This is a genomic window from Fenollaria sp. (assembly GCF_057222035.1).
In genome coordinates this window covers 117,005-130,043 of record NZ_JBXXYC010000003.1, presented here as the reverse complement: position 1 = coordinate 130,043, position 13,039 = coordinate 117,005, and the positions used below count along the sequence as shown (strand labels likewise).

Annotated in this window: 11 protein-coding genes and 1 rRNA gene; all 12 read right to left on the bottom strand. The window is 37.6% G+C overall.

Annotated elements, in window-relative coordinates; translation table 11 throughout:
* A 16S ribosomal RNA gene (locus AC2UOP_RS04230) occupies positions 1-90 on the bottom strand; the annotation flags it as partial.
* A 319-nt stretch (positions 91-409) separates the two neighbouring features.
* Positions 410-1,270: a lipoyl synthase gene (lipA, locus tag AC2UOP_RS04225; protein ID WP_484832747.1), complete on the bottom strand. Its 861-nt coding sequence runs from the start codon at positions 1,268-1,270 to the stop codon at positions 410-412.
* Positions 1,271-2,254: a lipoate--protein ligase gene (gene lplA, locus AC2UOP_RS04220; protein WP_484832746.1), complete on the bottom strand. Its 984-nt coding sequence runs from the start codon at positions 2,252-2,254 to the stop codon at positions 1,271-1,273.
* Positions 2,251-3,009 carry a SigB/SigF/SigG family RNA polymerase sigma factor gene (locus AC2UOP_RS04215; protein ID WP_070600680.1) on the bottom strand — a complete coding sequence of 253 codons (759 nt, stop codon included), beginning with the start codon at positions 3,007-3,009 and terminating at the stop codon, positions 2,251-2,253. The genes lplA and AC2UOP_RS04215 overlap by 4 nt, the downstream gene beginning before the upstream one ends.
* Positions 3,006-3,341, bottom strand: coding sequence for a hypothetical protein (locus tag AC2UOP_RS04210; protein WP_249242616.1), 336 nt, complete (start codon positions 3,339-3,341; stop codon positions 3,006-3,008). Before AC2UOP_RS04210 ends, AC2UOP_RS04215 begins: the two co-directional genes overlap by 4 nt.
* Positions 3,338-3,652, bottom strand: coding sequence for an STAS domain-containing protein (locus AC2UOP_RS04205; RefSeq protein ID WP_070600677.1), 315 nt, complete (start codon positions 3,650-3,652; stop codon positions 3,338-3,340). The genes AC2UOP_RS04210 and AC2UOP_RS04205 overlap by 4 nt, the downstream gene beginning before the upstream one ends.
* 17 nt (positions 3,653-3,669) lie before the next feature.
* Complete coding sequence (gyrA, locus tag AC2UOP_RS04200) at positions 3,670-6,108, bottom strand: DNA gyrase subunit A (RefSeq protein WP_484832745.1); 2,439 nt, start codon at positions 6,106-6,108, stop codon at positions 3,670-3,672.
* A gap of 12 nt (positions 6,109-6,120) precedes the next feature.
* On the bottom strand, positions 6,121-8,028 hold the full coding sequence (gene gyrB, locus AC2UOP_RS04195; protein WP_484832744.1) for a DNA topoisomerase (ATP-hydrolyzing) subunit B: 1,908 nt from the start codon (positions 8,026-8,028) through the stop codon (positions 6,121-6,123).
* Positions 8,018-9,118, bottom strand: coding sequence for a DNA replication/repair protein RecF (recF, locus tag AC2UOP_RS04190; RefSeq protein ID WP_484832743.1), 1,101 nt, complete (start codon positions 9,116-9,118; stop codon positions 8,018-8,020). Before recF ends, gyrB begins: the two co-directional genes overlap by 11 nt.
* Complete coding sequence (locus AC2UOP_RS04185) at positions 9,112-9,315, bottom strand: RNA-binding S4 domain-containing protein (protein WP_070600668.1); 204 nt, start codon at positions 9,313-9,315, stop codon at positions 9,112-9,114. Before AC2UOP_RS04185 ends, recF begins: the two co-directional genes overlap by 7 nt.
* Before the next feature lie 39 nt (positions 9,316-9,354).
* Positions 9,355-10,449 carry a DNA polymerase III subunit beta gene (dnaN, locus tag AC2UOP_RS04180; protein ID WP_484832742.1) on the bottom strand — a complete coding sequence of 365 codons (1,095 nt, stop codon included), beginning with the start codon at positions 10,447-10,449 and terminating at the stop codon, positions 9,355-9,357.
* Positions 10,450-11,035: 586 nt separating this feature from the next.
* A complete protein-coding gene (gene dnaA / locus AC2UOP_RS04175; RefSeq protein WP_070600664.1) occupies positions 11,036-12,367 on the bottom strand; it encodes a chromosomal replication initiator protein DnaA in 1,332 nt (443 codons plus the stop codon).
* Positions 12,368-13,039 lie beyond the last annotated feature (672 nt).

The following is a 13,039-nucleotide window of genomic DNA, read 5'->3' as shown; positions in this document are numbered from 1 at the left end:
AAGAGATCGGATTCTCTTTCATCGTTCGACTTGCATGTGTTAAGCACGCCGCCAGCGTTCGTCCTGAGCCAGGATCAAACTCTCGATTAAATGGTTTATTTAATCCCAAGTTAACCTTGGCTCTTAAATTCGAAATTATTTTTAATCAATAAAAAAATTGATTGGTTTAAATCGTTCTTTTCACTTTTATTCAGTTTTGCTTGCCTTCTGGAGTCTTTCCAGATGACTTATCCATTCTACCATTTATTTTTTACTTTGTCAAGGGTTTTTTTAAAATTTTTTAAAAAATTTTAAAAAAATTTTTACACTTGTGTATCGTGTATTTATTTACTACTATCTATAGTATTTATATATAATAGAAGACAAAAAATGGATATAGAAGTGAATCTATATCCATGCTTTTATCTATTTATTTTTTATCGACCATGTCGGCTGCTTTATAACTGCTTCTCACGAACGGTCCAGCAGCTATCTTCTTAATTCCTATGCTCTTTGCGTAATCTTCATACTCGAAGAATTCATCTGGGTGCACATATCTCTTGACCTCATAGTGCTTCAAACTTGGTCTCAAATATTGTCCTATGGTAATATAATCGCAGCCTGCTTCGTATAGCTCTTTGATTAAATCCAAAACTTCTTCTTTTGTCTCGCCTAGTCCTACCATGAATCCCGACTTTGTCTTAAGTCCCTTTTCTTTGGCGTATTTAATAACTTCGATGGATTCTTTGAAATTTCCTTCTTTACGCACTTCCGGGAATAGTCTTTCTATGGTCTCGATGTTGTGGTTTAATATATCTGGCTTTTCGTCCATAACTATGTCAAGTAAGTCTTTTTTCGCGTGCATATCTGGTATCAAAACTTCGACTGTTGTCTCTGGATTTAATTTTCTAACCCATCTGATTACGTCTCTAAACTGAGTAGCGCCTTCATCGGGAAGGTCATCTCTTGTAACTGAGGTAATAACTGCGTGCCTTAGTCCAAGAATCTTGACTGCTTTCGCCAAATTTTCTGGTTCATGCGGATCGACTTCTTCTGGCCTCTTCGTAGTGACGTTGCAGTATCTGCAATTACGTGTACAATTCTCGCCAAGTATCATGAATGTCGCTGTTCTCGATTTGTAGCACTCCATCTTGTTCGGGCAATTGGCCTCTTTACAAACGGTGTTTAGCTTTAGATCCTTTAGCATGTGCTCGATCTCGTCGTTGTTTTTATTGCCTGTAACCTTTATTCTTAGCCAATCTGGCTTTCTTATATAATTTCTCTCTTGCATTTAATCACCTGATTTCGTTTTTAAAATATTTTCTGCAAGTTCATCTTTTGTGATGCCCTCGATGTATTCACTCATATCAATACCCGAGAGCGCCCTCTCTAAATCATCTTTTTCTAATTTTACGCCTACAAAAATATTTTCAAGCTCCTCTTTTGCTTTTTCACCGAAATAGTCGCCATCTATACGGATGTCTTCTATTACATTATTTTTTTCTTTCAAATAAATATCCATCACGCAAGCGTCGTTCATAAATGAGTGCACTTTATCGAATTTTCCGTAGCGGCCGTAGGTCCACTCATCGTTTGCATACTTATTTTTTCTGATTTCTTCTACTTTTTCTAGCTCGTCTGCGCTCAAAACATAATTTTCATTTATATGATAATAGTTCTTGATATATTCTTTAAGCTCTTCTATAAACATGGCTATATCCATATTCATCATGGATTTAAGGCTTGTGATGCGGCTCTTTACGCTTGTTAATGACTTTTTAGCAAGTTTTAGCTTTGCTGGTGTAAGTAGTTTTCCTATGTCAATGGAGCTATCCTGATAAATAATGCTTCCGTGGTGTATCATGAGCTCTCTGTCTTTGTACTGTGCGTTGCCGGAAATTTTTCTGCCATCTACGATGATGTCGTTTCTGCCGGTGAATTCTGCTTTTACGCCTTTTTCGTTTAGATAATTTACGACTGGCTCGGTGAATTTCCTTAGTGAGTCTTCTTCTTTTTTCGTGATTATGGTGTACTGCACGATGTTTTTATCTGTATAGATGCAGCCGCCGCCTGATGGCCTTCTAACTAGCTTTGCGCCGATCTCGTTCATATAATCCCAGTTTACTTCTTTGTATGGATTTTGATTTCTGCCTAACAAAACTGTGTTGTCATTTTGCCAAATCATGAATAGCTCTCTTTTTAAATTTTTGATTAAATACTCTTCGAGTGCGTGATTATACGCGCCATCTCGGGATTGGTTGTCTATGAATATCAATAAAAGTCCTCCCTTTTAGCATGTTTTTTAATCTCTTTAAGCGCTTTTTTCTCTATACGCGAAACGCTCATTTGTGATAGGCCCAGCTCGTTTGCTATCTCTAGCTGTGTTTTTTGCTCGAAGAATCTCTTTCTCACTATCTCTTTTTCGGTATTTGAAAGATTTTTCATCAAACTATCGAGCTGCTCTCTATCTTCAAAGTCTTTAAAGCTTTGGTCGTCATCGCCTATGATGTCTGAAAGTGCTGTCTTTTTGTCATCTGTACCTATCTCGTAATCAATTGACTGCGGCGTGTAAACCTTGCCTGCATCCATAGCAAGCAAAACTTCGTCCGTGTCAATGCCCAAGTAATCAGCAATTTCCTTAACTGTAGGCACTTCACCATTGACCACACTCAAATGATGGTAGGCATCTTTAACTTTTTTCGTATTCTCTTGAACGCGGCGTGGCACCTTGATTGTCCAGCCTTTGTCTCTGAAATATCTTTTGATCTCGCCTAGAATTGTAGGCGTAGCGAAGCTAGAGAACTTAAATCCGCGGCTTGGCTCGTATCTTTCGACTGCGAGTATCAGTCCAAGCGAGGCTATCTGAAAGATGTCGTCATAATCTATGCCCTTACCTATAAATTTCTTTGCGAGTATCTCGGCTATATATAGATTTTTTTCGATGAGTTTATCTCTCAGCGCCTGATCGTGCGTCTTTGCGTACTCTTCAAAAAGCTCTTGAATGTCGTCTTTCTTCTTCGCCTTTGTCATGGTCTTGTCCTTATGATCTCAATTCTATCGTCCTGTTTAAGCATGGCTTCTGACAAGGCACCTATGATGTCAAAGTTCATCTCGAAGGCCTCGTCCTCTGGATACTTATCTAGATAGATGGTGATGATCATCGACTTTTCTTTGAGTTTGATATCCATCTTTAGCCTGTCTTTGTTGATGGCGTGAGCAATCAGAGCCATCTCGCCAACGGCTACTTTTGTATCTTCTATCTCGTCAAATTTGTAATTTTCCTCTGCCATGACCTTGCTGACAAGGAGCCTAAACATAGAAAGATAATTTTCCTGGTTTTCTATATCGAATGTAAATATCATTCTTCGTCTCCTATGTTAAATAATTTATCTAAATCGGTAATTTTGAATACTTTTTTGATGTTTTTCTTTAGATTTTTCACTGTAATTTCTTTTTCTTCGTCTCTTGTTAATTTTAATAGACTTATAAAGCTACCAAGGCCTGTTGAGTCGATGTATTCAAGCTTTGAGCAGTCGACAACTATGTCCTTATCAAGGTCTTCGTAGATGTCGGCTAATTTTTCTTTAAATTTTTTGTTGTTATATATGTCTAGGTCGCCTATTAGCTCGATTAGGTAGTGACCCTCTTCATCGATTAAGTTTAAATCAAACATATAAACCTCCTATTCTTCTATTCTTCAACTGAGGAGACAAACTTTGATGCGCTGGCAACTTTATCGTCCGCTTGCTTCATAAGTATAACTCCTTGTGTGTTTCTTCCTAATTCACTTATACTGTCACTGTCTATCCTGATAATAACGCCTTTAAGTGAGATAATCATGATCTCATCTTCTTCTTCCACAGATTTTGCAACGACTATAGGTCCTGTCTTTTGAGTGACTTTGTAGCAGATCATGCCCTTACCATTTCTAGCTTGTACCTTAAATTCCTCAAAGGCTGTCTTCTTTCCATAGCCGTGTTCAGTGATCATAAGTAGGGATGTGTCCTTTCTAGCGACTTCGATTGAGACTATGCTGTCATCTTTATTTAGCTTCATCGCAATAACGCCCATCGCTGTTCTTGACATGGCTCTAGTAGTTTTTTCGTCAAATATAAGTATTTTACCTTGTTTTGTAACGCAAGCAATCTTCTCATCGCCTGAAGTTCTTCTAACGCCTATAACCTTGTCATCGTCCTTAAGATTTATCGCCTTAAGTCCTCTCTTACTGATGTTTTTGAACTCGTCAAGGCTAGTTCTCTTGTATATACCTTTTTCTGTAAGCATTGATAAGTAGCCGCCTTCTTCATCTTTTTTAAGTGGGATGATGGCTGAGATTTTCTCATCTTTTTCAAGCTGAACAAGGTTTACTATGGCAAGTCCTCTTGCTTGACGCGAACTTTCTGGTATCTCGTAGGCTTTTAGTGAATAAATTCTGCCCTTGTCTGTGAAGAAAAGTAAATCATCATGAGTTGATACTACGTAGATGTCTTCAACGAAGTCCTCTTCACGTCTTTGCATGCCTTGAACGCCTCTGCCGCCTCTCTTTTGCATCTTGTATGCGCCCTCTGGCATACGTTTGATGTAACCAAAGTGTGTTAGAGTGATTACAACGTCTTCATCCTCTATCATGTCTATGGTATCGATCTCGCCTGGGTCTGGCATGATTCTTGTTCTTCTTAAATCTTGGTACTTGTCTCTTATCTCTATAAGCTCATCTTTGATAATGCCGTATATAAGTCTTTCTGAGCCAAGTATTTCCTTATATTGATTGATTAATTTAATTAATTCAAGGTATTCTTCTTCAAGTTTGTCTCTTTCAAGTCCTGTTAATCTCTTAAGTCTCATCTCCAAGATGGCATTGGCTTGTATTTCACTTAGCTTAAATCTAGTCATCAGCTCATTAACAGCAGTTTTGTCATCTTTTGAACCTCTGATTACCTTGATTATTTCATCAATATGGTCAAGTGCAATACGAAGTCCCTCTACGATGTGCGCTCTAGCCTCAGCTTTTGCAAGGTCATAGCGTGTTCTGCGAGTGATAATCTCGTATTGGTGCATGATGTAGTACTCGATAAGCTCTTTTAGTGTAAGTACCTTTGGCTCGCCATTAACAAGTGCTAGATTGATTATACCGAAAGTATTTTGCATTTGTGTTAGCTTATATAAATTGTTTAGTACAATGTTTGCGCTTTGATCACGCTTTATGTCTATAACTACTCTTAAGCCATCTCTATCGGACTCGTCTCTGATGTCTGATATACCTTCGATTTTCTTATCTCTAACAAGTTCGGCTATCTTTTGTATAAGTTTTGCTTTATTTACTTGATAAGGCAGTTCTCTAACTATTATTTTTTCTCTGCCCTTTTTCTCTTCTATCTCACAAAGTGCTCTTTGTAAAATACGGCCCCTGCCTGTGCTGTAGGCTTCTTTGATGCCGTCTTTACCCATAATCAAGGCGCCTGTAGGAAAGTCCGGTCCCTTGATGTACTTCATAAGTCCTTCGACATCTATGTCCCTGTCGTCGATGTAGGCAATGCAAGCGTCTATAACTTCTTTTAAGTTATGTGGCGCCATGTTTGTCGCCATACCAACGGCGATACCTGATGAACCATTGACAAGAAGGTTCGGGAAGCGTGATGGAAGCACAACTGGCTCCTTCGTTGTCTCGTCGAAGTTTAGCATGTAGTCAACTGTGTCTTTGTTTATGTCACGAAGCATCTCCATGGCGATCTTTGTCATTTTTACTTCAGTGTAACGCATCGCAGCAGCGCCATCACCATCGACTGAGCCGAAGTTACCGTGGCCATCAACTAGTAAATATCTTGTGTTGAAGTCTTGCGCAAGTCTAACCATAGCGTCGTAAACCGCTATATCACCGTGTGGGTGGTACTTACCAAGTACGTCGCCGACTACTCTGGCGGATTTTCTGTACTGGCCTTGCGGTGTGATGCCAAGTTCGTTCATCGAGTAAAGTATCCTTCTGTGAACCGGTTTTAGACCGTCTCTTACGTCTGGAAGCGCTCTTGAAACTATAACGCTCATCGCGTAGCTCAAGTAGCTATTCTTCATCTCGTGCTCGACATTGACGTCCTTAAATTGTTTATCTTTTAAAATTACTTCATCTGTCATCTTTTTACCTCATTATATATCTAAGTTAGACGCATATTTTGCGTTCTTTTCAATAAATTCTCTTCTCGGTTCGACCTTGTCACCCATTAGCATGGAGAATATCTCGTCGGCATTGACAGCGTCGTCAACATTAACTCTTAATAAAATTCTGTGTTCTGGGTCCATGGTAGTCTCCCAAAGCTGTTCAGGGTTCATCTCACCAAGACCTTTGTAACGCTGAATAGTGTAGTTGTCTCTGCCAATCTCTTTTAATAGTGCTTCAAGCTCGTCATCGTCATATACGTAGTACTCTTTTCTGTTTTTGCTAACCATATATAGTGGTGGCTGAGCGATGTAAATGTGTCCATCGTCAACAAGCTCTCTCATGTGTCTAAAGAAGAATGTTAGTAAAAGTGTTCTGATGTGAGCGCCGTCGACGTCGGCATCGGTCATAATGATGATTTTGCCATATCTAAGCTTTTCTATGTTAAATTCTGTGTCAATACCTGTACCAAAGGCAGTTATCATCGCCTTTATCTCTTCATAAGCAAGTATCCTATCTAGTCTTGCCTTTTCTACGTTAAGAATTTTACCTCTAAGTGGAAGAATCGCTTGGAATTTTCTGTCTCTGCCTTGCTTAGCTGATCCGCCGGCTGAGTCCCCTTCGACTATGAAGATCTCAGTCTCAGTGTTGTCGTTTGATTGGCAGTCCGCCAATTTGCCCGGAAGAGTCGTGTTATCCAAGACGCTTCTTTTACCTCTGGATAGGTCACGCGCCTTTCTAGCCGCTTCTCTCGCCCTTTGCGCAGATATTGCTTTTTCTATAATCTTTTTTCCTTCTTGCGGATGAAGCTCGAAATAGTCAATAAGTTCTTGATAACATGTAGTATTTACAATACCTTGAACCTCGCTATTACCAAGCTTAGACTTAGTTTGTCCCTCAAATTGTGGCTCCTTAAGCTTAACCGAGACAATGGCTGTCAGACCCTCTCTTGCGTCATCGCCAGAAAGATTATCTTCTTTTTCCTTGATAATGTTCGCTTTTCTACCATAATCATTAAGCGCTCTTGTTAAAGCGTTTCTAAAACCAGTCAAATGGTAGCCGCCTTCTGTTGTGTGTATATTATTTGCGAAAGTTAAAACGTTTTCCGAATATCCGTCAGTGTATTGCATTGCAATTTCAAGCTCGCAGTCCTCCATGGACTTGTCGAAATAGATGATATCATCGCTGATGGCGTTTTTGCTGCGGTTGATGTACTCAACAAAGCTCTTGATACCGCCTTCGTAGTGAAAAACTTCCTCTTGTGGATCTTCTTCTCTCTCGTCAATTAAAGTAATTCTAACGCCTTTATTAAGGAAGGCAACTTCTCTAAACTTAGTAACTAGAACTTCTTTAGAAAATTCAGTTGTGTCAAAAATTTCAGAATCCGGCATGAATTGTATTGTTGTACCTGATTCTTTTGTGTCGCCAACTACTTGTATATCGCCTTGTGCCTTACCTCTAGCAAAGTGTTGTTCATATATGTGGCCAGAGCGCTTTACAGTCGCTATCAGCCATTCGCTAAGAGCGTTAACGCATGAAACACCAACACCGTGAAGACCGCCTGATACCTTGTATGCGTCGTTGTTAAATTTACCGCCCGCATGAAGTACAGTCAGTACTGTCTCCAAAGTCGATTTGCCAGTCTTTGGATGGACTTCAACCGGTATACCCGAGCCGTTGTCCTCTATAGATATGCTTCCGTCCTTGTAAATAACTACCTTGACAGTATCCGCTCTACCAGCCAAAACTTCGTCGATGGAGTTGTCCATAACCTCCATAACGCAGTGGTGAAGTCCCTTTGTGCCAGTTGAACCGATGTACATACCCGGTCTTTTTCTAACGGGTTCAAGTCCCTCAAGGACCTGAATACTACCCGCATTATAATTCTTATCTTCCATTTCTTCCTCCGTAAATCATTTCATTCGTTTCTAATTTTATAATTAAATAATCGTCGTCAATTAAATCTTTTATCTCATCCATGTCTTGAAGTGTGAATATTACTTGCATATCACCCACAGCATCAAGCAGATATTTCTTTCTTTTTTTGTCAAGCTCAGAAAAAACATCGTCCAAAAGAAGCGTTACATCCTTGTTAAAGCTTCTAATCATCTTAAGTTCAGCGATCTTCATAGATAGCATCACAGTCCTTAGCTGACCTTGCGAGGCAAATTTTCTCGCCTCATTTTCATTTATACTTATGGCGTAGTCGTCCCTGTGAGGGCCCAAGGCAGTCGATTTTCTATCGATATCCTTGTCAATATTGGCATTAAATGCCTCTTCGTAAGCCTTTTTAATATCCTTTTCTATGTCAATATTGCTCTTGTACTCGATATTTAGCTCATCTGTTCCGCTTAATTCCTTGTGTATATCCTTGCAAATGGTGTTAAAATTCTCAGTAAAAGTTTTTCTCTTTTCTACCAGAGCTGCGCCAAGCGTGATAAGCTGCGTATCGTAGGACTTTAGTATAGACTTTAAAGAATTTTTGTCCTTGTACATTTTTAAAGCCTTATTTCTATTCATAAGTACTTTATTGTAGCTAAGTAGTTCATCGCGATACGATGGCGAAAGCCTTGTCAGTATACTGTCGATGTACTTCCTTCTAAGTCCTGGAGCGCCTTTTAGTATATTTAAATCAAATGGCTCAAAAAGAACCGCTTCAAACCTTTGATTGTACTCCTTTGCATTCTTGATTATCTTGTCATTTTGCTTAACGAGCTTGCCCTTGGGTTCAATCGTGATCTCGATTCTATTTAAAATATCATTTGCCAGATACTCAAAAGATGCATAGCTCGACGCATTTCCAAACTTTATAAGCTCCGCGTTTCGCTCAGTTCTGAAGCTCTTTAAAAAGCTGAGCATGTATATCGCCTCAACAACATTCGATTTGCCCTTTGCATTGTTAGCCAAAATTATGTTCTTTTTAGGATGAAACTTTAAGTACAATTTCGAGAAACTTCTGTAATTTACAAGCTTTAAACTCTTTAACATATCTCGATACTTTCGTCAAATACAGTGACCACGTCACCTACTCTAATCTTTTTTCCTCTGCGCGTTTCGACCTCGCCATTGACCTTAACCAAACCATCTTGGATAATATTTTTCGCCATGGCTCCGCTATCAACTAGTCCGCAAACCTTCAAAACATTTTGCAGCTGAATATATTCATCTTCTAGCTTAAACTTCATAATTCTCACCTATTCTCATCTATAATTATAAATACTAAATTATGCTTGCATTTTTACAGGTAAAACAAGGTAGCGATACTCCTCGCCCTCGTAAATCTTCATAGGCCTGATGCTTTCAGATAGCTTAAGTGTAAGCTTATCCGCGCTCATCGCCTTTAGACCTTCAAGCACATAGCGGCCGTTGAAGCCAATCTTAATGTCGTCACCAGTTTTTTCTACCATGATGTCGTCAGTCGCGCTGCCGATTTCGTTCGATGCAGCGATGTTTAAATTATTGTCCTTAAAATCCATGACAATAAGACTGATTCTGTCCTCAAAACCGATTAAAGAAACTCTTTCGATAGCATTGATAAGATCCATCCTGTTGATCTCTACAGTAGTGTAATCCTCACTTGCAAATACTTCTTCATAGTTGAAAAAGTCGCCTTCAATAAGCCTTGTATATAGTAGTGCTCTGTCTATTTTAAAGACAGCCTTGTCTCTTGCGTAAGTTATTTCCACAATATCGTCAGTATCGTCAAGCATCTTTTGAATTTCAGCTAAAGTTCTGTAAGGAACGATAAATGAGCTATTCTCCTTGACATCTACATTAAATTTTAAGGAGCTAATCCTGTAACCATCAAGACTTGCCGCGCTCAATATGCCATCTTCAAATTTAAAATAAACACCGCAAAGCGTTGGTCTCGCTTGGTCTTGACTAGTTGAGAATAGTGTTTTCTTGATAATTTTATTTAGCTCTTTCATAGTTAATTTCACAGACTTATCCAAACTGTAGTGCGTGTCAATCTCTGGATAATCGTCGTGAGGCATGCTTTTTAGCTCGAATTTCGAGAATTTTGCCTTGATCTCAACGTCGTCACCGTTCGATGTAAAGCTGATATCGCCAGATGGCACCTTTCTAACAATGTCAGATAAAAGTTTGTTCGAGAAGCAGCAAGTGCCGTCTTCGACTACAGTACAAGGACACTCACTTATGATAGTTAGTTCAGTATCAGTCGAAACTAGTCTAATTCTTTCATTTGCTGCAGTAATTTTAATCGCTTCAAGTATTTCAAGAGGACTTCTTTGAGAGATAGCCCTTTGAGCGATTGTGATATGTTTTAAAAAGTCATCTTTGTCGATTATGAATTTCATTTAATCACCTCAATATTCACTTTCTTGTTCGTGCTTAGCACTAAGGTTCTCGTCCATTTGTGGACGAGGTTCTTCAAATGTGTTCTTTAACTCGTTTCAAATTTTTCGTCGTTGCGACGTATTTTTATACGACTCACTCCAAAAAATTATCAATTTCGTTAAATTTACGCATTTTTCCTACGAAATTAAATATTAATACTTATTTTGATACTATCAAATAATTCCGTAGTAGTTATATTTCTTTTTCCCTTCAATTAATATATACTAAATGATCAAAATTTTTCCATATTAATATATTTTTTCCATTCTATATATATATCATATTTTGATCTATTAAAATTTTATTTTTTCTTCTTTATATATTAGAAAATTTATTCACTTAAATTTTATTTATAAAAGCTTTTTATTCAATAAACATTTTTTTTAGAAATATTTCTTTTACAGAACTAAATTTTGCTATAATTATAATCTTAATAAAGAGTAATAGTAGTAGGTCCTGTATAATTGTGGATAAGTTAATCAAATTTGCATTTATCATCAATATTTATCCACAGGTCTTCTGAATAAAATGTTCATATAAAAGGACTTATCCACAGATGATTTTTTCCAAAGCCTCAACTGCGTCCCTCATACCCTGCTTAGTTTTCTTTTCCTTCAATATTTTTTCATAAGCATATATCACAGTAGAGTGATCGCGTCCGCCAAAAGCCTCCCCAATCTTTGGATAAGATAAATCAGTATTTACACGTGCAAAATACATCGCTATCTGCCTTGGAATTGCTATATCAGAGTTCTTTCTCTTAGAATTTATATCATCAACAGTGATGTTAAAATACTTAGCAACCGCATCCTTAATCGAGTCGATGGTGATCTCTTTTTCTTCACTTTGACTCATAAAATCAAGAGCGTCCTTCGCCAAATCTACACTGATATCAAGCTTTCTGCCGTCCTCCTGTTCAGAAGCAGCCTTAACAGCAAGCAGAGCGCCCTCAAGCTGACGAATGTTCTGTTTAGCACGTTTTGCAATATATTCAAGCACATCATCAGAGACATTTAAGTGCTCCTCATCCGCCTTCGCTCTCAAAATCGCAATACGCGTCTCAAGAGGCGGCTGCTTAACCTCAATAGTCAAACCACTCTCAAAGCGGCTGATAATCCTATCTTGAATATTTTTAATATCACTAGGAGACCTATCCGATGCGATAATTATCTGCTTATTCATAGTGTATAGCGCGTTAAAAGTGTGGAAAAACTCCTCTTGCGTTTGATCCTTGTACGACAAAAACTGAATATCGTCAATAATCAAGCAGTCCAAAGAGCGATACTTTTCCTTAAATTCGCGCATAGTTTTGTTCTGTAAAGAGGCAATAAGCTCATTCGTGAAGTCTTCACTCGTAATATATAAAAGCCTAAAATCCTTATGATCCTTTAGCATCTTATTGCCTATCGCATTGATAAGATGAGTCTTTCCTAGACCAGTTTTACCAAAAAGGAAAAAAGGATTATATAAAAGACCAGGATTTTCCGCTATTCTCTTAGAATTTTCAAAAACATAAAGGTTCGCATCGCCCGGAATAAACCTGTTAAACGTGAAATATGGATTCAAATTCGGAATTATATCCCCAGTTTTTTGCGATGTTTCCTCAACACTTTGCTTATAATCGTATCCTTGAGAAGGCTCCAAAACCTTGACATCACTCACACCTACATTCATCGATACAAGCCTGCGTTTAATAATGTCCTTGTAATTGAACTCAACTATACTCTTTATGAAAATATTTGGAGCCAAAAGTACCAAAACACCATCTTCAAGAGCAAGCGGTTCCAAAACACTAATCCACAGATCTATGTTATTTAGAGCAATGTCCTCCTTAAGCGCCTCCAAGCACGTTGCAAATAGAGACTTTGCGTTGTTCATATTTCTTACCTCCGTCCAATGTGGATAATTTATCCACAGGAATCTGTCTGTATATGTATTTTTACTAAAAACCCCTTGTGCATAGAAAAATATCTGTTTTCTGTGGATAAGTTTTATTTTTATACACATTTCCACAGGATATCCACAGATTATTAACAAGATACATGATAATATCTTCGCTATTTTCTATGTCTTTTATATTATATCAACAAATAAAAAAATTATCAACATTTATTTTTCTTAATTGTGGAAAACTTGTGAATGGATTTGCCACGATAATGGTTTTGCGCTTCTACTCATTTCTCAAAAGTCGTTTTGCACGTAGATCGATTTTTATAGTTTTGTTTTACACTTAGATTGATTTTTCTATTAATCATTTGACGCGTGTTTGCTAAAATAGATTCATTTTAGAATAATTTTTTCTTAGCACTAGTAAAATCATTTTCAAAAGCAAAATTTCTATCTCAAGTAAAATTACTTACAAAAGCTCCTTGAAAGATACTCCAAAATGTTTATGAATTTTTATTTTGTCATATCTTTCAAGGCTAATAATAAAATAATACCTCTTAGGATGAAAAAAATAATTATAGTAAAATAAATTTTTTAATCAAAATTAAGAAAAGTGATTTTTATTAATTAGAATATTTTTTAGATGAAAATTTTCTTTTCACA

Excerpts from the sequence above, each read along its gene's own strand:
- lipA (WP_484832747.1), bottom strand. The coding sequence starts at position 1,270 with ATGCAAGAGAGAAATTATATAAGAAAGCCAGATTGGCTAAGAATAAAG.
- AC2UOP_RS04215 (WP_070600680.1), bottom strand. The coding sequence starts at position 3,009 with ATGACAAAGGCGAAGAAGAAAGACGACATTCAAGAGCTTTTTGAAGAG.
- AC2UOP_RS04210 (WP_249242616.1), bottom strand. The coding sequence starts at position 3,341 with ATGATATTTACATTCGATATAGAAAACCAGGAAAATTATCTTTCTATG.
- AC2UOP_RS04205 (WP_070600677.1), bottom strand. The coding sequence starts at position 3,652 with ATGTTTGATTTAAACTTAATCGATGAAGAGGGTCACTACCTAATCGAG.
- gyrA (WP_484832745.1), bottom strand. The coding sequence starts at position 6,108 with ATGACAGATGAAGTAATTTTAAAAGATAAACAATTTAAGGACGTCAAT.
- gyrB (WP_484832744.1), bottom strand. The coding sequence starts at position 8,028 with ATGGAAGATAAGAATTATAATGCGGGTAGTATTCAGGTCCTTGAGGGA.
- recF (WP_484832743.1), bottom strand. The coding sequence starts at position 9,118 with ATGTTAAAGAGTTTAAAGCTTGTAAATTACAGAAGTTTCTCGAAATTG.
- AC2UOP_RS04185 (WP_070600668.1), bottom strand. The coding sequence starts at position 9,315 with ATGAAGTTTAAGCTAGAAGATGAATATATTCAGCTGCAAAATGTTTTG.
- dnaN (WP_484832742.1), bottom strand. The coding sequence starts at position 10,449 with ATGAAATTCATAATCGACAAAGATGACTTTTTAAAACATATCACAATC.
- dnaA (WP_070600664.1), bottom strand. The coding sequence starts at position 12,367 with ATGAACAACGCAAAGTCTCTATTTGCAACGTGCTTGGAGGCGCTTAAG.